This is a genomic window from Enterobacter sp. SECR19-1250, from assembly GCF_013391025.1.
Classification (GTDB): Bacteria; Pseudomonadota; Gammaproteobacteria; order Enterobacterales; family Enterobacteriaceae; genus Enterobacter; species Enterobacter cloacae.
The window spans coordinates 46,570-65,906 of sequence record NZ_JACASJ010000016.1 but is presented as its reverse complement, the minus strand read 5'-3'; the positions used below and the strand labels follow the sequence as shown (position 1 = coordinate 65,906).

Here is a 19,337-nt window from a genome sequence, read left to right as displayed (position 1 = left end):
AGATGCGTGATCTGATCCTTCAACTCAGCAAAAGTTCGATTTATTCAACAAAGTCGCTCCGAGGTTCAATGCATGTTTTTCTGAAAGCATCTTCAGTATACAAGTAATAAGGGTTCGCAAGGGAAAAATAAACAGTTGGCAACACATTTTTCTGCTTTTTAGGATTGTTCGAACAATAAAACACCACTTTGTTCACGATTTTTAAATTTGTTGCCGAATTAATTTGAACGAACCGGATTTCAGACGAAAAAAAGCCGGGGCGACCCGGCAAAAAAGAACAATGAGGGAGCAAGATTAATCTGTGATGAACCAGTCGTCGGCGCTTTCCCAGGTTTCCTGCAGGATTTCGCTGATACGGTCTTTATCTTCTTTCGCGCCGCCAATGACGGAGAGGTTGTTTGCCGCCGCATAACGAACCGTTACGGCACCAGCGTTGTCAGGGAAAGTACTGTTAATACGGCGGGATAATTCACCGGCCAGCGCATCAAGCGCGCCAGCAGGCAGAACGGTTGTTTTGGCTATGGTGACTTCAATACGCATAAATGCCCCCTGTGTAATATACTGTTTATTTATACAGGTACATTATGGGTTTGACAACAAGGGGCACTGTTTTTTTAGCGTTTTACCGTCCAGTTGACGGTTTCACTGGCAAGGAATGGGATGAGCGTGTCATCTGTCAGCGGAATGGCCTCGTCCACGCGGCTCTCTTTACGCTCCAGTTCAATGAACGTTTCGTTGACCGGCAGCCCGTAGAAGCGTGGTCCATTGAGCGAGCAGAACGCTTCAAAATGCTGCAGGGCATTCATCTCTTCAAACACGGTGGCATAGCTGGCGAGCGCGGTAGGGGCGTTAAAGCAGCCTGCGCAACCGCAGCTGGCCTCTTTGCGGTGGCGTGCATGAGGCGCGGAGTCCGTGCCGAGGAAGGCGCGGGAGAAACCGCTGGCAACGAGTTCACGCAGCGCCTGCTGATGAACGTTACGCTTCAGAATCGGCAGGCAATAGAGATGCGGACGAACGCCGCCAACCAGCATGTGGTTGCGGTTAAACATCAGATGCTGCGGCGTGATGGTGGCGGCAATCAGTTCATTGCCATCGCGGACATACTCTGCGGCATCTTTGGTGGTGATGTGTTCAAACACCACTTTAAGCGCAGGAAGACGCTGGCGTAGCGGCTCCATTACGGTTTCGATAAAGCGGGCTTCACGGTCGAAGATATCAATGTCGGCGTGGGTCACTTCACCGTGTACCAGCAGCGGCATGCCCAGTTTTTGCATGCGCTCCAGAACCGGCATGATGGCGTCAATACTGGTGACACCGTGGCTGGAGTTGGTGGTAGCGTTAGCCGGGTAGAGTTTCGCCGCGGTGAATACGCCTTCGTTAAAGCCGCGTTCCACTTCATTCGGATCGAGGGTGTCGGTCAGATAGCAGGTCATCAGCGGGGTGAAATCATGTCCTGCCGGCACGGCATCAAGAATGCACTGGCGATAAGCCATAGCGGCATCAACGGTGGTGACTGGTGGAACCAGGTTAGGCATGACAATCGCGCGGCCATAAATTTCGCTGGTATACGGCACGACGGTTTTCAGCATATCGCCATCACGTAGATGGATATGCCAGTCGTCAGGGCGGCGGATTTTAAGAACCTGGGGTTGTGCAGTCATGGAAGCTCCGGCTTGTCAGGAATCAGTCATTAGGATGGCTGTTTTTGCCGGACACAAATCATAAGCGGAAACGTTTTCGTTTGCACACTTTTCCGTAAAAAAAAGGGCGCTTTTGCGCCCCTTCAGGTTAATCGGTGAATGGAATAACGATCTCTCCCGGTTTCACCTCGATGCCTTTGGCATATTTTTTCGCCAGCGCCTCACCCTTGCTCTTGTCTTCACTTAAGACATAGGCCGGCTGCTGGTTAAAGTAGTTGCGCAGGGACTGGTTCAGGTAGGGCATCAGGGTCTGCATCACCGGTTTCATCTTGTCCGGCGTGACGTCCGCGTCTACCACTTCCATCTCCTGCAGGAAGATGGCCCCTTTCTCTTTGTTAAAGACCGGCAGCGCCTTGAGTTTCAGCTTAATGTTGGCTTTCTGGTTACCGAAGAGAGAGGTCATATCGAGATTGGCATCCCCGGCGAGAGTGACTTTATTCGGCTCTTCGCGCCCAATCTGGCTGGTGAGGTTGCTGAGGACGATATGCGCATCGGCAAGCCCCGGCACACCAATGTCTTTTGAAAAGTTATTATGTTTTTCCAGCGCCTGATTAATTTCCTGCTCACTGACGGTGTATTGCGTAAGCTGGTTACAACCTACCAGCAGGCCGCTGACAATGAATGCGGCGGCAATGACAATTTTTTTCATAGTGTTCCTCAACGAAAAATCGGCGCTACTGTCCTGTTACGCCAGTATGTCAGGGTGAAATAGCGGAAACCAGCAGAAAAAACTGATAATGGCGGCGGGAGAGGCCCCGCCGCAGGGAATGTTATGCCCCAGGTTCGAGCATGCCGCTCGCGCTGCGCTTCTGGCTAAATTGCCACCACAGCGCAAGGAGCGTCATAAAGCCGACCACGCCGAGCATGACCCACGGCAGTTCCGGCTGGCTTAGGGCTTTTCCGGCATCGAACAGCCAGCCGCCGCCGGCGTAACCCAATGCACCGCCAAAGGCCAGCCCCAGGCGGCTGAACCCCATATAGCTGCCGCGAGCGCGCGCGTCGGCAAGCGAGGCGCTCAGCGTTTCACGAGCCGGTTCGGCAATAATGGAGCCGATATAGAAGGTGCAAATCAGCGTAAACAGTTGCTGGAGCGAGTTCACCAGCCCGATGGGCATCATGCTGAGCGTCATCAATAACAGCCCGGCCATCAGGCGATGCTCCAGGCGAAAACGCCGTTCGCTCCAGCGGGCGATCGGGTAGAGCAGGGTCAGAGAGAGGCAGGCTTCTATGGCGTACATCCATTTCACGGCGGTCGGGGTGCCCGCAATGTCGTTTACCATGATCGGCAGCATCAGCATGACCTGAACGGCCAGCATGTAATACCCCGTCAGGGTCAGCACGTACGTAACAAAGCGTTTGTCTCGCAGCACGCGGCCAAGACCTTCGCGTACCGGGGCTTTGACCGTCGACAGTTTCCATGCCGGCAGAAACAGGGCATTAAAGAGCGCACACAGAATAAAGAGCAGCGCACCCGCCGCGCAGACCAGACGAAAGTCGTACTGCAACAGCCAGCTTCCCAGCAGGGCGCCAATCACCGCCCCGGCGCTGTCCTGCATCATCAAAATTGAGAAGAAGCGTCCCCGGTGCTGCGGACGAATGAGTTTAACCACCAGCGCGGTGCGCGGCGGGTCAAACAGGGTGCCACCGATACCGGAGAGGAAGCAGGAAAACCACAGCAGCCACGGTTCCTGGGCAATTGCCATGGTGGCGAAGCCTGCCGCGCGTAGCAGCATGCCCGTCACGATCATCGGTTTGGCACCAAAGCGGTCGGCGATGGCACCACCAAACACGCCCAGACCCTGCTGGACAAACTGGCGTAACCCGAGCGCGATACCGACCATCAGTGCCGCCCAGCCCATTTGATCGACAAAGCGGATCGAGATGAGGGGAAACACAACAAAAAAGCCGAGCACGACCAGCATGTTATCGACTAGCAGGAAATATTTACCCAGGCTCCTGGCCTGTGATACGCGGGACATTTTCCCTCCAGGGAAAACAGGATGGTGAGCACGCTAACATTCTGCGGTGTCGCCACGTTTTTTCCCACCCCCGCGCGTGACAATATTTTTTTATCAAAAGAGCGCTTTGATAGAGAGTTCTCATCGAAAAATGTGAAAAGAGGTCAAAATGGTATGTCACTGTTTTCACAGACGGCACAGGCGCAGGTATAGTAAAGCTAATGGGTAAGCAGAAGTGACGGGAAGGAGTGGTATCGATGTTTGGCTATCGCAGTAATGTGCCAAAAGTGCGTCTGACAACGGACAGGCTGGTTGTTCGTCTGGTGCACGAGCGTGATGCCTGGCGTCTGGCGGATTATTACGCCGAGAATCGCCAGTTTTTAAAACCCTGGGAACCCGTTCGGGATGAGAGCCACTGCTACCCTTCCGGCTGGCAGGCGCGCCTCAGCATGATTGCAGAATTCCACAAGCAGGGAAGCGCGTTCTATTTCGCGCTGCTGGATCCGGAGGAAAAAGAGATCATCGGCATTGCCAACTTTTCCAACGTGGTGCGCGGATCGTTTCACGCCTGCTACCTCGGCTACTCCATCGGCCAGAAATGGCAAGGGCAGGGGCTGATGTATGAGGCGCTAACGGTGGCGATCCGTTATATGCAGCGCACGCAACATATCCATCGCATTATGGCGAACTACATGCCACACAATCAGCGCAGCGGTAATTTGCTCGCGCGGTTGGGGTTTGAGAAAGAGGGGTACGCCAAAGATTATCTGCTGATAGACGGAGAGTGGCGCGACCACGTACTGACAGCATTAACCACCCGGGACTGGACGGCAGGCCGCTAAGGAGAAGAGATGAAATATCAGTTAAGCGCAACAGAAGCGCGTGTGATTGGCTGCCTGCTGGAAAAACAGGTCACCACGCCGGAACAGTATCCGCTCTCCGTCAATGCCGTGACGATGGCGTGTAACCAGAAAACCAACCGTGAGCCGGTGATGAATCTCGGCGAACATGAGGTGCAGGATATTCTCGATGAACTGGTTAAACGCCATTACCTGCGCACGGTCAGCGGTTTCGGTAACCGCGTGACCAAGTACGAGCAGCGGTTTTGCAATTCCGAGTTCGGCGATCTGAAGCTGAATGCCGCCGAGGTGGCGGTGATCACCACGCTGTTACTGCGCGGCGCGCAAACACCCGGTGAACTGCGCACCCGGGCCTCCCGCATGCATGAGTTCGCCGATATGCAGGAGGTTGAGCAGACCCTGGACGGGCTTGCCACCCGCGAGGATGGCCCTTACGTGGTACGTCTGGCGCGCGAGCCGGGGAAACGTGAAAGCCGCTATATGCACCTGTTTAGCGGTGAGGTTGATCCGTCAACGGTGTTAGCAGATTCGGCTGCCCCCGCCGCGCATGACAGCCTCGCGGCACGCGTAGAGGCGCTGGAGGAAGAGGTGGCCGGGCTGAAACAACGCCTGGATGCATTGCTGGCACATTTAGGAGACTGACGGTGAAAAAATTACGCGTTGGCGTGGTAGGGCTGGGCGGTATTGCGCAAAAGGCCTGGCTGCCTGTTCTGGGGGCCGCGACGGACTGGACGCTGCAAGGGGCGTGGTCACCTACCCGCGAGAAGGCCGAGCGGATCTGCGAAACCTGGCGCATGCCGTATGCGGCATCGCTTCAGGATCTGGCGCGCGACTGCGATGTGGTCTTTGTGCACACCTCTACCGCCACCCATTATCAGGTGGTCAGCGTATTACTGAATGCCGGGGTCCACGTTTGTGTGGATAAACCCCTGGCGGAAAACATTCAGGATGCCGAACGGCTGATTGAACTCGCTGCACGCAAAAAACTGACGCTGATGGTGGGCTTCAATCGCCGTTTTGCGCCGCTTTACCAGCAGTTGAAGGCCCGGTCTGGTGGGCTCGCGTCCCTGCGAATGGACAAGCATCGTACCGACAGCGTCGGACCGAACGATCTGCGCTTTACCCTTCTGGATGATTACCTGCACGTGGTAGATACGGCGCTCTGGCTAACCAACGGGCAAGCCCAGCTTAAAAGCGGCACCCTGTTGACCAACGATCAGGGCCAGATGGTTTACGCTGAGCACCATTTTGCTCTTGAGCATCTGCAGGTCACCACCAGCATGCATCGCCGGGCCGGCAGTCAGCGGGAGTCTGTGCAGGCGGTCACTGAGGGGGCTCTGTATGACATTACCGACATGCGCGAATGGCGCGAAGAGAAAGGCAGCGGCGTGGTCACGCTACCGGCGCCTGGCTGGCAAAGCACCCTTGAGCAGCGCGGCTTTGACGGATGCGCCCGCCACTTTATCGCCTGTGTGCAAAATCAGACGGTTCCGGAAACATCCGGTGAGCAGGCCATCATGGCACAACGCATTGTTGAGCGGCTCTGGCGAGAGGCCATGAGCGAATAATTCTCTGTAACATCTGCCGATAGTAATTCCCTTAAATCCGGGTAGACTAAGCGCCGTTTGTTGGTTTCAATGGGTGGCGCTTTCGCTTACCCGTCCTGGAAATCCGTAGGGTTGTGGGAATTCTCATTAATGAACTTATTAAAATCGCTGGCGGCAGTCAGCTCGATGACCATGTTTTCCCGCGTGCTGGGTTTTGCGCGCGATGCGATTGTGGCAAGAGTATTTGGTGCAGGGATGGCAACGGACGCCTTTTTCGTCGCGTTCAAATTGCCGAATTTATTGCGTCGCATTTTTGCCGAGGGGGCATTTTCCCAGGCATTCGTTCCTATCCTGGCGGAATATAAAAGCAAGCAGGGTGAAGACGCCACGCGCGTGTTTGTCGCTTACGTTTCAGGCCTCCTGACGCTGGCCCTGGCGATCGTAACGGTACTCGGGATGCTGGCTGCGCCTTGGGTGATTATGGTGACGGCACCCGGCTTTGCGGACTCGGCAGATAAATTTGCCCTGACCACTCAACTGCTGCGTATTACCTTTCCTTATATTCTGCTGATCTCCCTGGCCTCGCTGGTGGGGGCAATCCTCAATACCTGGAACCGTTTTTCCGTTCCGGCGTTTGCGCCAACCTTCCTTAACATCAGCATGATTGGCTTTGCGCTGTTCGCCGCGCCCCATTTCAACCCGCCGGTGCTGGCGCTGGCCTGGGCGGTGACGGCGGGCGGCGTGTTGCAACTGGCGTATCAGCTGCCGCATCTGAAGAAAATCGGCATGCTGGTTCTGCCGCGAATTAATTTCCGTGACGCCGGTGCGATGCGCGTGATTAAGCAGATGGGGCCTGCCATTCTCGGGGTTTCGGTTAGCCAGATCTCGCTTATCATCAACACTATCTTCGCCTCTTTCCTCAAATCCGGTTCCGTTTCGTGGATGTACTACGCGGACCGTTTGATGGAGTTTCCCTCCGGGGTGTTGGGGGTGGCGCTGGGGACTATTCTCCTGCCGTCGCTGTCGAAAAGTTTTGCCAGCGGAAACCATGACGAATATTGCCGTCTGATGGACTGGGGGCTGCGTCTCTGCTTCCTGCTGGCGCTGCCGAGTGCGGTGGCGCTGGGGATCCTCGCGCAGCCCCTGACCGTTTCCCTGTTCCAGTACGGCAAATTCACCGCTTTTGACGCGTCAATGACGCAGCAGGCGCTGATTGCCTACTCGGTGGGGCTGATGGGGCTGATCGTCGTTAAAGTGCTGGCACCAGGGTTCTACTCGCGCCAGGACATCAAAACGCCGGTGAAAATTGCCATTGTGACGCTGATTATGACTCAGCTGATGAACCTGGCCTTTATTGGCCCGCTGAAGCACGCCGGTCTGGCCTTATCTATTGGTCTTGCGGCCTGTCTCAACGCCGGGCTGTTGTACTGGCAGTTGCGTAAGCAGGATATCTTCACGCCGCAACCGGGCTGGAAAAGCTTCTTTGTGCGTCTGATCGTTGCGGTGCTGGTTATGGCAGCGGCGTTGCTTGGCATGCTGCATGTCATGCCGGAATGGTCGCAGGGCACCATGCTTTACCGTCTGATGCGGCTGATGGCCGTTGTGGGTGTAGGGGTTGTGGCCTACTTTGCGACGCTCGCGGTGCTGGGCTTCAAAGTGAAAGAGTTTGCCCGCCGTACCGCATAAACGCCAAAAGGGGAGTTCACCTTAGGGTGCTCCCCGCTGCCTGATTTGTCGCCTGGGCTTCAAATCGAAATCTTTTTCCCGCCCGTGACACGTGCCGTTGATGTTTGACCATCCGCACCGTACAGCCCGGGCTCTTTATGCGGCTTTAACACCTCAAGCGCTTGCTGATTACGCTCAATCTGGCCTTCCAGCAGCCAGCCGTTGTGCTGATTGAGATGGCGCAGATGCTGGGTTTTTTCTGTAATGGTCTGCCAGCGTTCTACAATATCGTCATTCGCACTGCGCTTAGGATCTTGCTCAGCGCGACGCTGTTGTTCCAGATAATCCAGCGTCGCCAGAAGCGAACTTTTATCTTCCGTAATACGCTGCAACGCGCTGCCGTTGATCTGACCGGAAGAGAGGTGCTGTTGCTCCGCGTCCATGACCGTTTTCAGGTCGTTCAGGACAACCGTCATTTGATCCAGTATTTCTGACAGTCGACTCATACGGTTAGTTACTCTGTAAGAAACTCTGTGCTTCCTGAATCAGGGCGTCAGCAATTTTGCTGGTATCCATCTTCAGCTCACCATTACGAATAGCCGTTTTCAGCGCTTCCACGCGTTCCATATTGATATCGCTGCTGCCTGGCTGCATCAGTTTTGCCTGAGCATCGCTCAGGGTGACGCTGGTGCTGTTGGACGTTGACGGTTTTTCCACACGCGTTTTCTGCGGCGTGGCGTCATTCGTTTCGCGAGGCTGTACAGCGCTTACCGGCTTCAGGGCTGATGTACGATCAATGCTCATAGTGTTGTCCTCATCGAGGGTTCGCGGCGTTGGCGCCTGACATCATCATTAGTTGATTATTTATCGGCAGTCGCAGCGATTTCTTTAAAAAGATTATAGGTTAATCAGAATATTCCCATCAGAATCGACGGTTCCGCTAACCACCTGGCCTGAGGACATCCTGACGCGGGCATTTTGCGCCACCGCGGCATTGTTTAATGCCTTCCCTTCACTGTTTATCTGAAAACCATCGCCGTTGGCCACCACCATCACCTGCTGACCCGCTTTAACCCGCCATGCCTGACGCAGCATGGAGAGCTGTATCGGCTGGCCTGGCGCGACATCACGCAGGCTGACGGCATCTTGTGCCTGGTTAATGTCAAGCATGGTGCGCGGCGGAAGCTGATCCAGACGACCGCGTTTCAGAGTCACGCTGCTGGCGTGCAACATGCTGCCGCGAGCAATGGGAACGGCGGCCACAACATAATTGCCCGTCGCCTGTACCGCAACCTGTAAATAGCGTTTTTCACCCGGACAGCGCGCCAGCACGTTCACGTTCCCCCACAGTTTTGTGGTGCCCGTTACGCTGAACGACGGCTGCTCACAGGAGGGATAGAGATTAGGTGGCGTGCGCACGGTGACGTTGACTTCATCGCTAAAGCCCGCCAGTTGCTGAGCAAAGAAAGCCGTCAGTTGATCCTGTACTTCAGCCTGTACCAGGGGGCTGAAAAGCAGGGCCGTAGCCACCAGGCCGCGTTTTAACGTTTGCATTGCACATTCCACCGTTACCCGAATTGAGAGGATTCTACCTGCAGTGGTTTTGCATCAACGGAATAAATAGCGACGCATTTTGCGCTTATTCCGTCGATAGGGGTGACGGGGTGAGATTTAAGCTGTGAACTGAAATTTTGCCATCAGCGGAGGAGACATGCTCGATAAACTCGACGCCGCGTTACGTTTTCAGCAGGAAGCGCTCAATTTACGCGCCCAGCGGCAGGAGATTTTAGCCGCCAATATTGCCAACGCCGATACGCCAGGGTATCAGGCGCGCGATATTGATTTTTCCAGTGAGCTTAAAAAAGTGATGGAGCGTGGACGTGCAGAAGGGAGCGGTGTCGCGCTCGCTCTGACCTCCTCACGCCATATTCCTGCTCAGGCGATGACGGCGCCCACGACCGATTTACTTTATCGCATTCCCGACCAGCCTTCACTCGACGGTAACACCGTGGATATGGACCGGGAGCGTACGCAGTTTGCCGATAACAGCCTGAAATACCAGATGGGCCTGACCGTACTCGGCGGACAGATCAAAGGCATGATGAACGTCCTGCAGGGGGGCAACGGATAAATGGCCTTGCTGAATATTTTCGATATCGCCGGCTCGGCGTTAACCGCGCAGTCCAAGCGCCTGAACGTGGCTGCCAGTAACCTGGCGAACGCCGACAGCGTGACCGGACCTGATGGACAGCCTTATCGTGCAAAGCAGGTGGTGTTCCAGGTGGATGCTGCACCAGGCGCGGCGACGGGCGGGGTGAAAGTCTCTGACGTGGTGGAAAGCCAGGCACCGGACAAGCTGGTGTATGAGCCCGGCAACCCGCTGGCGGATGCGAACGGTTACGTGAAAATGCCAAACGTGGATGTGGTGGGGGAGATGGTGAACTCCATGTCCGCCTCACGTAGCTACCAGGCAAACGTCGAAGTGCTTAATACCGTGAAGAGCATGATGCTCAAAACCCTCACTCTCGGCCAGTAAAGGAGACATGCATGTCCATCGCCGTTAATGTGAATGATCCAACGAACTCGGGCGTCAGTGGCGCCAAAAGTTCGACGGGTTCCAGCTCCCTGACGGGAAGTAACGCCTCCGATCTGCAAAGCAGCTTTCTGACGCTGCTGGTGGCACAGCTGAAGAACCAGGATCCCACCAACCCCATGCAGAACAACGAACTGACCACGCAGCTTGCGCAGATCAGTACCGTCAGCGGCATTGAGAAACTCAATACCACCCTCGGCTCTGTTTCCGGGCAAATTGATAACAGCCAGTCCCTGCAGGCTGCGAGCCTGATTGGTCACGGGGTGATGATCCCGGGCACCACGATCCTGGCGGGCACCAGCACCACCGAAGGCAACACGACCACCACCACCACGCCGTTTGGCGTTGAGCTGCAGCAGGCGGCCGACAAAGTCACCGCGACGATCACCGACGCTACCGGCGCCGTGGTTCGCACGATTGATATCGGCGAACTGAAGGCGGGCGTTCATACCTTTACCTGGGATGGCAGCCTGGCCGACGGCACCAAAGCGCCAAACGGTTCTTACAAAGTGGCAATCAGTGCCAGCAATGGCTCTACCCAGCTGGTGGCTCAGCCGCTGCAGTTTGCGCTGGTCCAGGGCGTCATTAAAGGTAGCGATGGCAACAAACTGGATTTGGGTCCTTCTGGTACCACCACACTCGACGAAGTTCGGCAGATTATCTAAGCCTTAACACTTATCAGGAGTAAGTCATGGCCTTTTCTCAAGCGGTCAGCGGCCTGAATGCTGCGGCCACCAACCTGGACGTCATTGGCAACAACATCGCCAACTCCGCGACCTATGGTTTTAAATCCGGTTCTGCTTCATTTGCAGATATGTTTGCCGGTTCCAAAGTGGGTCTGGGCGTAAAAGTTGCAGCCATTACCCAGGACTTTACCGACGGCACCACCACCAATACCGGTCGTGGCCTGGACGTTGCCATCAGCCAGAACGGTTTCTTCCGTATGGTCGATGCTAACGGCTCGGTGTTCTACAGCCGTAACGGCCAGTTCAAGCTGGACGAAAACCGTAACCTGGTGAACATGCAGGGGATGCAATTAACCGGTTATCCGGTTGCCGGGACGCCATCAACGGTTCAGACCGGTGCGAACCCACAGCCTATTAATATCCCGACCACGCTGATGGCCGCGAAGGCCACCATCACGGCTTCCCAGCAGATTAACCTCAACTCCACCGATACCGCACCGACCACCGCCTTTGATCCGGCCAACCCGGATACTTACAACAAAAAAGGTACGGTAACCGTCTTTGACAGCCAGGGTAATGCGCACAACATGAACCTGTTTTACGTCAAAGATGCGACCCCGGCTAACTCCTGGAAAGTGTATGCCCAGGACGGTAGCGTGGCAGGCAGCACGGCCTCTCTCGCCACGACGCTGACCTTCAACAACAACGGTACGCTGATCGGCGGTGGCAACATCAACCTGACTACCGCGACCATTCCTGGTGCCACGCCTGCGACCTTCGCCATGAGTTTTGCGAACTCCATGCAGCAGAACACTGGTGCGAACAACATCGTTGGAACCAGCCAGAATGGTTTTAAACCGGGCGACCTGGTGAGCTACCAGATCAACGACGACGGCACTGTGGTCGGTAACTACTCCAACGAACAGACCCAGGTTCTGGGCCAGATCGTGCTGGCAAACTTCGCCAACAACGAAGGTCTGAAGTCTGAAGGTGACAACGTCTGGTCTGCCACGCAGTCCTCCGGCGTCGCGCTGCTGGGTACCGCGGGTTCCGGTAACTTCGGTACGCTGACCAACGGTGCGCTGGAAGCCTCTAACGTCGACCTGAGTAAAGAGCTGGTGAACATGATTGTCGCGCAACGTAACTATCAGTCGAACGCGCAGACCATCAAGACCCAGGATCAGATCCTCAACACGCTGGTTAACCTGCGTTAAGCGGCTAACAGGAAAGCGCAATGGATCACGCAATATATACCGCGATGGGCGCGGCAAGTCAGACGCTCAATCAGCAGGCCGTTACCGCCAGCAACCTGGCGAACGCCTCTACGCCGGGGTTCCGCGCACAGCTCAATGCGCTGCGTGCGGTGCCGGTAGAAGGGTTGTCCCTGCCGACGCGTACGCTGGTGACCGCCTCCACGCCGGGTGCAGACATGACGCCAGGGCAGATGGATTACACCGCCCGTCCGCTGGATGTTGCTCTGCAGCAGGACGGCTGGCTGGCCGTGCAAACGGCAGACGGCGGCGAAGGCTATACCCGCAACGGTAATATCCAGGTCAGTGCCACAGGCCAGTTGACGATTCAGGGGCACCCGGTAATGGGTGAAGCGGGTCCGTTGACGGTGCCGGAAGGCTCAGAGCTGACCATCGCCGCAGACGGTACCATCTCCGCCTTGAACCCGGGCGACCCAGCCAATACCGTTGCGCCCGTCGGGCGTCTGAAGCTGGTCAAAGCGGATGGCAAAGAGGTGCAGCGTGGTGATGACGGTATGTTCCGTCTGACCCAGGCGGCTCAGGCCACCCGTGGCGCCACACTTCAGGCCGACCCGACCATTCGCGTGATGTCCGGTGTTCTGGAAGGCAGCAACGTCAAGCCGGTCGAAGCCATGACCGACATGATCGCCAGCGCCCGTCGTTTTGAAATGCAGATGAAAATTATCAGCAGCGTTGATGAAAACGCGGGCAAAGCTAACCAACTTCTGGCTATGAGTTAACAGGACTCCCTATGATCAGTTCTTTATGGATCGCGAAAACTGGCCTGGACGCGCAGCAAACCAATATGGATGTGATTGCCAACAACCTGGCAAACGTCAGCACCAATGGTTTCAAGCGTCAGCGTGCCGTTTTCGAAGATTTGCTTTACCAAACCATTCGTCAGCCGGGTGCACAGTCCTCTGAGCAAACCACGCTGCCGTCAGGTTTGCAGATCGGTACCGGTGTTCGTCCGGTCGCCACCGAGCGTCTGCACAGCCAGGGCAACCTGTCTCAGACCAACAACAGCAAAGACGTCGCCATTAAAGGCCAGGGTTTCTTCCAGGTGCAGTTGCCTGACGGGACCTCTGCCTATACCCGTGACGGCTCGTTCCAGGTCGATCAGAACGGCCAGCTGGTCACGGCCGGTGGTTTCCAGGTTCAGCCTGCTATCACGATCCCGGCGAATGCCCTGAGCATCACCATCGGGCGTGACGGCGTGGTGAGCGTCACCCAGCAGGGACAGGCCGCGCCTGTTCAGGTGGGGCAGCTCAACCTGACCACCTTCATGAACGATACCGGTCTGGAAAGCATTGGCGAGAACCTCTACACCGAAACGCAATCCTCCGGTACGCCGAATGAGAGCACCCCGGGGCTGAACGGGGCAGGGCTGCTGTATCAGGGTTATGTGGAAACCTCGAACGTGAACGTGGCGGAAGAGCTGGTGAATATGATCCAGGTTCAGCGCGCGTATGAAATTAACAGTAAAGCAGTGTCGACGACCGACCAGATGCTGCAGAAACTGACGCAACTCTAAGGTGCAGCCCGGTGCGGTGAACGCCGCACCGGCTCCCTGTTTTCGAAGATGAAGGCAATGCAAAAAAACGCGGCGTTTCGTTATCCGATTCTGACTGTTCTGGCCGTCACCCTTAGCGGATGTGCCTGGATCCCGTCTAAACCATTGGTCCAGGGTGCGACGACCGCCCAACCCGTTCCTGGCCCTGCGCCAGTGGTGAACGGCTCCATTTTCCAGACCGCGCAGCCGATCAACTATGGTTATCAGCCGCTGTTTGAAGACCGTCGCCCGCGTAACGTCGGCGATACCCTGACCATTGTGCTGCAGGAGAACGTCAGCGCGAGCAAGAGCTCGTCGGCGAATGCCAGCCGCGATGGCAAAACCAATTTTGGCTTCGATACCGTACCGCGCTATCTGCAGGGACTCTTCGGCAATGCACGTGCGGATGTTGAGGCGTCTGGCGGCAATACCTTTAACGGTAAAGGTGGCGCGAACGCCAGCAATACCTTCAGCGGCACGCTGACGGTAACGGTTGACCAGGTGCTGGTTAACGGCAATTTACATGTGGTGGGTGAAAAACAGATCGCCATTAACCAGGGCACTGAGTTCATTCGCTTCTCCGGTGTGGTTAACCCTCGCACCATCAGCGGCACCAACACCGTTCCGTCCACCCAGGTGGCGGATGCGCGCATTGAATACGTCGGTAACGGCTATATCAACGAAGCGCAAAATATGGGTTGGCTGCAGCGCTTCTTCCTTAATTTATCGCCGATGTAAGCGAGGTGACCCATGTTTAAATCGATCTTCGCCGTGGCGCTGATGCTGGTGGCAACATTTGCCCAGGCTGACCGCATTCGCGATCTCACCAGCGTTCAGGGCGTGCGTGAAAACTCCCTCATTGGCTATGGTCTGGTGGTTGGCCTGGATGGCACGGGTGACCAGACCACCCAGACGCCATTCACCACCCAGAGCTTGAACAACATGCTGTCCCAGCTCGGTATCACCGTACCGGCGGGCACCAACATGCAGTTGAAAAACGTGGCGGCGGTCATGGTAACCGCTTCCTACCCGGCGTTTGCGCGTCAGGGGCAGACCATCGATGTGGTGGTTTCCTCCATGGGTAACGCCAAAAGCCTGCGCGGCGGTACGCTGCTGATGACTCCGCTGAAAGGGGTGGATAGCCAGGTTTATGCCCTGGCGCAGGGTAACATTCTGGTGGGCGGCGCGGGGGCCTCTGCAGGCGGCAGCAGTGTGCAGGTCAACCAGCTGAACGGCGGGCGTATCACTAACGGTGCAATCATTGAGCGTGAACTGCCGACCCAGTTCGGCGCGGGGAATACCATCAACCTGCAGCTGAACAACGAAGATTTCACCATGGCGCAGCAGATCGCCGACACCATCAACCGCAGCCGCGGCTATGGCAGTGCGACGGCGCTGGACGCCCGTACCGTGCAGATCCGCACCTCAACGGGCGGCAGCAACCAGGTGCGCATGCTGGCCGATATCCAGAACATGGAAGTGAATGTCCCTGTTCAGGATGCCAAAGTGATCATCAACTCCCGTACCGGTTCGGTGGTGATGAACCGTGAAGTGTCGCTGGACAGTTGCGCCGTGGCGCAGGGTAACCTCTCGGTAACGGTCAACCGCTCCGCCAACGTCAGCCAGCCGGATACCCCGTTTGGTGGTGGGCAGACGGTGGTAACGCCGCAAACCCAGATCGATTTGCGTCAGAGCGGAGGCTCGCTGCAGAGCGTACGCTCCAGTGCCAACCTCAACAGCGTGGTGCGTGCCCTGAATGCCCTGGGGGCAACGCCGATGGATCTGATGTCTATTCTGCAATCCATGCAAAGTGCGGGCTGTCTGCGCGCCAAACTGGAAATCATCTGATGCTGACCGATAGCAAACTGTTGACCAGCGCGGCCTGGGATGCCCAGTCGCTTAACGAACTGAAAACTCAGGCAGGCAAAGACCCGGCGGCGAATATCCGCCCGGTCGCCCGCCAGGTGGAGGGGATGTTTGTACAGATGATGCTGAAGAGCATGCGTGAAACTCTGCCTAAAGACGGCATGTTCAGCAGTGATTCAACGCGCCTGTATACCAGCATGTATGACCAACAGATTGCGCAGCAGATGACCGCCGGTAAAGGGCTCGGTCTGGCTGACATGATAGTCAAACAGACCGAAGCCGCGCAGGGGATCCAGACGAAGGATGAGCCGCAGCAGGTGCCGATGAAGTTCGACCTGCAAACGGTGACCAGCTATCAGAACCAGGCGCTGACGCAAATGGTGCGTAAAGCGATACCGAAGGCGACGGTGAGCAGCGATGAGCCGCTCTCCGGCGACAGCAAAGACTTCCTGGCACAGCTTTCGCTGCCGGCCCGTCTTGCCAGTGAACAGAGTGGGGTACCACATCATCTGATTCTGGCGCAGGCCGCGCTGGAATCGGGCTGGGGTCAGCGCCAGATCCGTAAGGAAAACGGCGAGCCGAGCTTCAACATCTTTGGCGTGAAGGCGAATGCCAGCTGGAAGGGGCCGACAACGGAGATCACCACCACCGAATATGAAAACGGTGCGGCGGTGAAGATCAAAGCAAAATTCCGCGTTTACAGCTCTTATCTGGAAGCGTTGTCCGATTATGTAGGCCTGTTGAGCCGCAACCCGCGTTATGCCGCCGTTACGCAGGCGGCTACGCCTGAGCAGGGTGCGCAGGCCCTGCAAAATGCGGGCTATGCCACCGATCCGAACTATGCGCGTAAGCTCACCAGCATGATTCAGCAGCTTAAATCGATGGGCGAGAAAGTCAGCAAAGCCTATAGCACAGATATCGAAAATCTGTTCTGAAATTTCTCAAGTCCCGGTGGAGGCTGCCGATAACTTTCATCAGGACTCGTGTCTGAACGAATAAAAGGAACCTCCATGTCCAGTTTGATTAACAGCGCCATGAGTGGCCTCAGTGCTGCTCAGGCGGCACTCAATACCGTCAGTAATAACATTTCAAGCTATAACGTGGCAGGTTACACCCGCCAGACGACCGTGCTGGGTGCGTCTAACAGCACGCTGACCGGCGGTGGCTGGGTGGGCAACGGGGTGTATGTGTCTGGTGTGCAGCGTGAATATGATGCTTTCATCACCAACCAACTGCGCGCCGCGCAAACGCAGAGTAGCGGTCTGACGACGCGCTATCAGCAGATGTCAAAAATTGACGATGTGCTCTCTGATTCCACCAACTCACTTTCGACGACGCTTCAGGATTTCTTTAAAAGCCTGCAAACGCTGGTGAGCAACGCGGAGGACCCGGCCGCAAGACAGACGGTGCTGGGAAAAGCGGATGGTCTGGTCAATCAGTTTAAAACGAACGACCAGTATCTTCGCGATCAGGATTCTCAGGTTAATACCGCCATCGCTTCAAGCGTTGAGCAGATCAACAACTACGCAAAACAGATTGCGAATCTGAACGATCAGATTTCACGTCTTACCGGCGTAGGGGCAGGTTCATCGCCAAATGATCTGCTGGATCAGCGCGATCAACTGGTGAGTGAGCTGAACCAAATTGTGGGTGTTGAAGTGGCTGTTCAGGACGGTGGCACCTATAACGTCTCCTTTGGCAACGGTTACAGCCTGGTGCAGGGGAGCAAAGCAAACCAGTTAGCTGCGGTGAAATCCAGCGCCGATCCGACCCGGACGACTATCGCCTACAGCGATGAGGTGTCCGGCAACGTCGAAATTCCCGAGAAAATGATCACCACCGGTTCTCTGGGGGGCTTGTTTACGTTCCGCTCAGAAGATCTGGATAAAGCGCGCAACAACCTCAATCAGCTGGCACTGGCCTTTGCGGACGCGATGAATAAGCAGCATGAAGCCGGGTTTGATGCCAATGGCGATGCCGGTGGCAAGCTGTTCGACTTTGGTTCGCCAGCCGTGGTAACCAACAGTCGCAATACCGGTACGGCCGCAATGACGGCCACTGTGGCAGACAGCACCAAAGTGCAGGCAACCGATTATAAGCTGCAGTTTAACGGCACCGACTGGACTATTACCCGTTCGGATAAAACCAGCTTCACCATGGCCCCGGACGCAAGTGGCAATCTCTCCTTTGATGGCCTGAGCGTCAACGTGACCGGTAGCGCGAACGCCAAAGACAGTTTCATCGTCAAGCCTGTTTCTGATGTCATCGTCAATATGGAGCTCAAGTTCAAAGATGAGTCCAAACTGGCTATGGCATCCGCAAGTAACGGCGGCGAGAGCGACAACCGCAATGGCCAAAAACTGCTCGATCTGCAAAACAGTAAGGTTGTTGGCGGCAATAAGACTTTCAACGATGCCTATGCTTCCCTTGTCAGTACGGTCGGCAGCTCAACCGCCGCGCTGAAAACCAGCAGCGAAACGAAAGCGAATGTGGCGACGCAACTGACTAAGCAGCAGCAGTCCATCTCTGGGGTAAACCTCGACGAAGAGTATGGCAACCTGCAGCGCTATCAGCAGTATTACCTTGCCAATGCGCAGGTGTTACAAACTGCCAGCACGCTTTTTGATGCAATTATCAATATTCGCTAAGGCTGAGGTGAAAAATGCGTATTAGCACCCAGATGATGTACGACCAGAACATGCGGGGAATCACCGATTCCCAGAGCAAGTGGCTGAGCTACGGTGAGCAAATGTCCACCGGTAAGCGTGTTAACCGTCCGTCGGACGATCCTATTGCGGCGTCGCAGGCGGTTGTGCTGTCACAGGCTCAGGCGCAAAACAGCCAGTTTGACCTTGCTCGTACTTTTGCAACGCAGAAAGTGTTACTTGAAGAGAGCGTCCTCTCCCAAGTAACAACTGCCATTCAAAGTGCTCAGGAAAAAATTGTCTATGCAGGAAACGGGACGTTAAGTGATAGCGATCGGGCATCGCTAGCGACGGACTTGCAAGGGATTCGCGATCAGCTGATGAACCTTGCGAACAGCACGGACGGCAATGGGCGATACATTTTCGCTGGTTATAAGACGGAGTCCGTCGCTTTTGACCAAACCAGCGGCGATTATATAGGCGGTGATACTCCAATTAACCAGCAGGTGGATTCTTCGCGAAATATGCAGATCAGCCATACAGGCACAGAGGTTTTTGCCACCTTTACCAGTAATGCAACGCCGGAGCCTGGTGGGGGAACGCAGGAAAGGAACCTCTTCAAGATCCTAGATAAAGCAATCGCCTCGCTAAACACACCTGTTGGTGACGATCAAGATAAAGCCGATCAGGAGAGAGCGGCCATTGATGTTGCTAACCGGGGGCTGCGTAACACTCTTGATAATATATTAACTGTTCGGGCTGATTTGGGTACTAAGCTTAACGAGCTGGATAAACTGAACACGTTAAGTAATGACCGGGCGCTATCTCAGACCGCGCAAATTAGTGATCTTGTAGATGTGGACTGGAATGAAGCGATTTCCTCTTACACCATGCAGCAGGCTGCCTTGCAGGCGTCCTATAAAGCGTTTAGCGATATGCAGGGTATGTCGCTGTTCCAGTTGAACAAATAACATCTTTACCTCTTAGAACATGTCTTGAAACTGGGCATGTTTTG

22 protein-coding genes are annotated in these 19,337 nt (G+C 55.7%); 15 read left to right on the top strand and 7 right to left on the bottom strand.

All coding sequences use genetic code 11. The annotated features are described in order from the left end of the window. Window positions 1-294: 294 nt before the first annotated feature. From dinI to mdtH, 4 genes are all read right to left on the bottom strand, one after another. Window positions 295-540: a DNA damage-inducible protein I gene (gene dinI, locus HX884_RS06730; RefSeq protein WP_013097151.1), complete on the bottom strand. Its 246-nt coding sequence runs from the start codon at window positions 538-540 to the stop codon at window positions 295-297. Window positions 541-614: 74 nt separating this feature from the next. Then, a complete protein-coding gene (gene pyrC / locus HX884_RS06725) occupies window positions 615-1,661 on the bottom strand; it encodes a dihydroorotase (protein ID WP_178327886.1) in 1,047 nt (348 codons plus the stop codon). A gap of 127 nt (window positions 1,662-1,788) precedes the next feature. Beyond that, complete coding sequence (locus HX884_RS06720; RefSeq protein WP_013097149.1) at window positions 1,789-2,349, bottom strand: lipoprotein; 561 nt, start codon at window positions 2,347-2,349, stop codon at window positions 1,789-1,791. A 121-nt stretch (window positions 2,350-2,470) separates the two neighbouring features. After that, window positions 2,471-3,679 carry a multidrug efflux MFS transporter MdtH gene (gene mdtH, locus HX884_RS06715; protein WP_178327885.1) on the bottom strand — a complete coding sequence of 403 codons (1,209 nt, stop codon included), beginning with the start codon at window positions 3,677-3,679 and terminating at the stop codon, window positions 2,471-2,473. A gap of 236 nt (window positions 3,680-3,915) precedes the next feature. On the opposite strand from mdtH, the gene rimJ reads away from it, so the two are divergent. The 4 genes from rimJ (at window position 3,916) to murJ (ending at window position 7,751) form a co-directional block, all read left to right on the top strand. Continuing rightward, window positions 3,916-4,500, top strand: coding sequence for a ribosomal protein S5-alanine N-acetyltransferase (gene rimJ / locus HX884_RS06710; RefSeq protein WP_013097146.1), 585 nt, complete (start codon window positions 3,916-3,918; stop codon window positions 4,498-4,500). 9 nt (window positions 4,501-4,509) lie between these two features. Next, window positions 4,510-5,160, top strand: a complete 651-nt coding sequence (locus tag HX884_RS06705; RefSeq protein WP_178327884.1) for a YceH family protein — start codon at window positions 4,510-4,512, stop codon at window positions 5,158-5,160. 2 nt (window positions 5,161-5,162) lie between these two features. Beyond that, window positions 5,163-6,086 carry a Gfo/Idh/MocA family protein gene (locus HX884_RS06700; protein WP_178327883.1) on the top strand — a complete coding sequence of 308 codons (924 nt, stop codon included), beginning with the start codon at window positions 5,163-5,165 and terminating at the stop codon, window positions 6,084-6,086. Window positions 6,087-6,215: 129 nt separating this feature from the next. After that, the gene (murJ, locus tag HX884_RS06695; RefSeq protein ID WP_023620179.1) at window positions 6,216-7,751 is read left to right on the top strand and encodes a murein biosynthesis integral membrane protein MurJ; all 1,536 of its coding nucleotides are present in this window, start codon (window positions 6,216-6,218) and stop codon (window positions 7,749-7,751) included. 59 nt (window positions 7,752-7,810) lie between these two features. Here the strand turns inward: murJ and flgN are convergent, their stop codons facing one another. The 3 genes from flgN to flgA form a co-directional block, all read right to left on the bottom strand. Next, a complete protein-coding gene (gene flgN, locus HX884_RS06690) occupies window positions 7,811-8,236 on the bottom strand; it encodes a flagella biosynthesis chaperone FlgN (RefSeq protein ID WP_028027944.1) in 426 nt (141 codons plus the stop codon). Window positions 8,237-8,240: 4 nt separating this feature from the next. Next, a complete protein-coding gene (gene flgM, locus HX884_RS06685; protein ID WP_013097141.1) occupies window positions 8,241-8,534 on the bottom strand; it encodes a flagellar biosynthesis anti-sigma factor FlgM in 294 nt (97 codons plus the stop codon). A 93-nt stretch (window positions 8,535-8,627) separates the two neighbouring features. Continuing rightward, window positions 8,628-9,284, bottom strand: a complete 657-nt coding sequence (gene flgA / locus HX884_RS06680) for a flagellar basal body P-ring formation chaperone FlgA (RefSeq protein ID WP_013097140.1) — start codon at window positions 9,282-9,284, stop codon at window positions 8,628-8,630. Window positions 9,285-9,441: 157 nt separating this feature from the next. Between flgA and flgB the strand changes: the two genes are divergently transcribed. The 11 genes from flgB to flgL all read left to right on the top strand — a co-directional run bounded on the left by flgB (window position 9,442) and on the right by flgL (window position 19,293). Continuing rightward, a complete protein-coding gene (gene flgB, locus HX884_RS06675) occupies window positions 9,442-9,861 on the top strand; it encodes a flagellar basal body rod protein FlgB (protein ID WP_013097139.1) in 420 nt (139 codons plus the stop codon). Beyond that, the gene (gene flgC, locus HX884_RS06670; RefSeq protein WP_013097138.1) at window positions 9,862-10,266 is read left to right on the top strand and encodes a flagellar basal body rod protein FlgC; all 405 of its coding nucleotides are present in this window, start codon (window positions 9,862-9,864) and stop codon (window positions 10,264-10,266) included. It begins immediately after the preceding gene. An 11-nt stretch (window positions 10,267-10,277) separates the two neighbouring features. Further along, the gene (flgD, locus tag HX884_RS06665; RefSeq protein ID WP_178327882.1) at window positions 10,278-10,988 is read left to right on the top strand and encodes a flagellar hook assembly protein FlgD; all 711 of its coding nucleotides are present in this window, start codon (window positions 10,278-10,280) and stop codon (window positions 10,986-10,988) included. Between the two features lie 26 nt (window positions 10,989-11,014). Continuing rightward, window positions 11,015-12,223, top strand: coding sequence for a flagellar hook protein FlgE (flgE, locus tag HX884_RS06660; protein WP_178327881.1), 1,209 nt, complete (start codon window positions 11,015-11,017; stop codon window positions 12,221-12,223). Window positions 12,224-12,243: 20 nt separating this feature from the next. Beyond that, window positions 12,244-12,999, top strand: a complete 756-nt coding sequence (locus HX884_RS06655; RefSeq protein WP_013097135.1) for a flagellar basal body rod protein FlgF — start codon at window positions 12,244-12,246, stop codon at window positions 12,997-12,999. 11 nt (window positions 13,000-13,010) lie between these two features. Then, window positions 13,011-13,793: a flagellar basal-body rod protein FlgG gene (gene flgG / locus HX884_RS06650; RefSeq protein ID WP_008500810.1), complete on the top strand. Its 783-nt coding sequence runs from the start codon at window positions 13,011-13,013 to the stop codon at window positions 13,791-13,793. A gap of 57 nt (window positions 13,794-13,850) precedes the next feature. After that, window positions 13,851-14,549, top strand: coding sequence for a flagellar basal body L-ring protein FlgH (gene flgH, locus HX884_RS06645; RefSeq protein ID WP_003857987.1), 699 nt, complete (start codon window positions 13,851-13,853; stop codon window positions 14,547-14,549). Window positions 14,550-14,561: 12 nt separating this feature from the next. Further along, the gene (locus tag HX884_RS06640; protein WP_013097134.1) at window positions 14,562-15,659 is read left to right on the top strand and encodes a flagellar basal body P-ring protein FlgI; all 1,098 of its coding nucleotides are present in this window, start codon (window positions 14,562-14,564) and stop codon (window positions 15,657-15,659) included. Beyond that, complete coding sequence (gene flgJ / locus HX884_RS06635) at window positions 15,659-16,612, top strand: flagellar assembly peptidoglycan hydrolase FlgJ (RefSeq protein ID WP_178327880.1); 954 nt, start codon at window positions 15,659-15,661, stop codon at window positions 16,610-16,612. The genes HX884_RS06640 and flgJ overlap by 1 nt, the downstream gene beginning before the upstream one ends. Window positions 16,613-16,687: 75 nt before the next feature. Then, a complete protein-coding gene (gene flgK, locus HX884_RS06630; protein WP_062934265.1) occupies window positions 16,688-18,325 on the top strand; it encodes a flagellar hook-associated protein FlgK in 1,638 nt (545 codons plus the stop codon). Window positions 18,326-18,339: 14 nt separating this feature from the next. Beyond that, window positions 18,340-19,293 (top strand): flagellar hook-associated protein FlgL, encoded by a 954-nt coding sequence (gene flgL / locus HX884_RS06625; protein WP_178327879.1) that lies wholly within the window; start codon window positions 18,340-18,342, stop codon window positions 19,291-19,293. Window positions 19,294-19,337: the final 44 nt, after the last annotated feature.

Excerpts from the sequence above, each read along its gene's own strand:
- dinI (WP_013097151.1), bottom strand. The coding sequence starts at position 540 with ATGCGTATTGAAGTCACCATAGCCAAAACAACCGTTCTGCCTGCTGGC.
- pyrC (WP_178327886.1), bottom strand. The coding sequence starts at position 1,661 with ATGACTGCACAACCCCAGGTTCTTAAAATCCGCCGCCCTGACGACTGG.
- HX884_RS06720 (WP_013097149.1), bottom strand. The coding sequence starts at position 2,349 with ATGAAAAAAATTGTCATTGCCGCCGCATTCATTGTCAGCGGCCTGCTG.
- mdtH (WP_178327885.1), bottom strand. The coding sequence starts at position 3,679 with ATGTCCCGCGTATCACAGGCCAGGAGCCTGGGTAAATATTTCCTGCTA.
- rimJ (WP_013097146.1), top strand. The coding sequence starts at position 3,916 with ATGTTTGGCTATCGCAGTAATGTGCCAAAAGTGCGTCTGACAACGGAC.
- HX884_RS06705 (WP_178327884.1), top strand. The coding sequence starts at position 4,510 with ATGAAATATCAGTTAAGCGCAACAGAAGCGCGTGTGATTGGCTGCCTG.
- murJ (WP_023620179.1), top strand. The coding sequence starts at position 6,216 with ATGAACTTATTAAAATCGCTGGCGGCAGTCAGCTCGATGACCATGTTT.
- flgN (WP_028027944.1), bottom strand. The coding sequence starts at position 8,236 with ATGAGTCGACTGTCAGAAATACTGGATCAAATGACGGTTGTCCTGAAC.
- flgM (WP_013097141.1), bottom strand. The coding sequence starts at position 8,534 with ATGAGCATTGATCGTACATCAGCCCTGAAGCCGGTAAGCGCTGTACAG.
- flgA (WP_013097140.1), bottom strand. The coding sequence starts at position 9,284 with ATGCAAACGTTAAAACGCGGCCTGGTGGCTACGGCCCTGCTTTTCAGC.
- flgB (WP_013097139.1), top strand. The coding sequence starts at position 9,442 with ATGCTCGATAAACTCGACGCCGCGTTACGTTTTCAGCAGGAAGCGCTC.
- flgC (WP_013097138.1), top strand. The coding sequence starts at position 9,862 with ATGGCCTTGCTGAATATTTTCGATATCGCCGGCTCGGCGTTAACCGCG.
- flgD (WP_178327882.1), top strand. The coding sequence starts at position 10,278 with ATGTCCATCGCCGTTAATGTGAATGATCCAACGAACTCGGGCGTCAGT.
- flgE (WP_178327881.1), top strand. The coding sequence starts at position 11,015 with ATGGCCTTTTCTCAAGCGGTCAGCGGCCTGAATGCTGCGGCCACCAAC.
- HX884_RS06655 (WP_013097135.1), top strand. The coding sequence starts at position 12,244 with ATGGATCACGCAATATATACCGCGATGGGCGCGGCAAGTCAGACGCTC.
- flgG (WP_008500810.1), top strand. The coding sequence starts at position 13,011 with ATGATCAGTTCTTTATGGATCGCGAAAACTGGCCTGGACGCGCAGCAA.
- flgH (WP_003857987.1), top strand. The coding sequence starts at position 13,851 with ATGCAAAAAAACGCGGCGTTTCGTTATCCGATTCTGACTGTTCTGGCC.
- HX884_RS06640 (WP_013097134.1), top strand. The coding sequence starts at position 14,562 with ATGTTTAAATCGATCTTCGCCGTGGCGCTGATGCTGGTGGCAACATTT.
- flgJ (WP_178327880.1), top strand. The coding sequence starts at position 15,659 with ATGCTGACCGATAGCAAACTGTTGACCAGCGCGGCCTGGGATGCCCAG.
- flgK (WP_062934265.1), top strand. The coding sequence starts at position 16,688 with ATGTCCAGTTTGATTAACAGCGCCATGAGTGGCCTCAGTGCTGCTCAG.
- flgL (WP_178327879.1), top strand. The coding sequence starts at position 18,340 with ATGCGTATTAGCACCCAGATGATGTACGACCAGAACATGCGGGGAATC.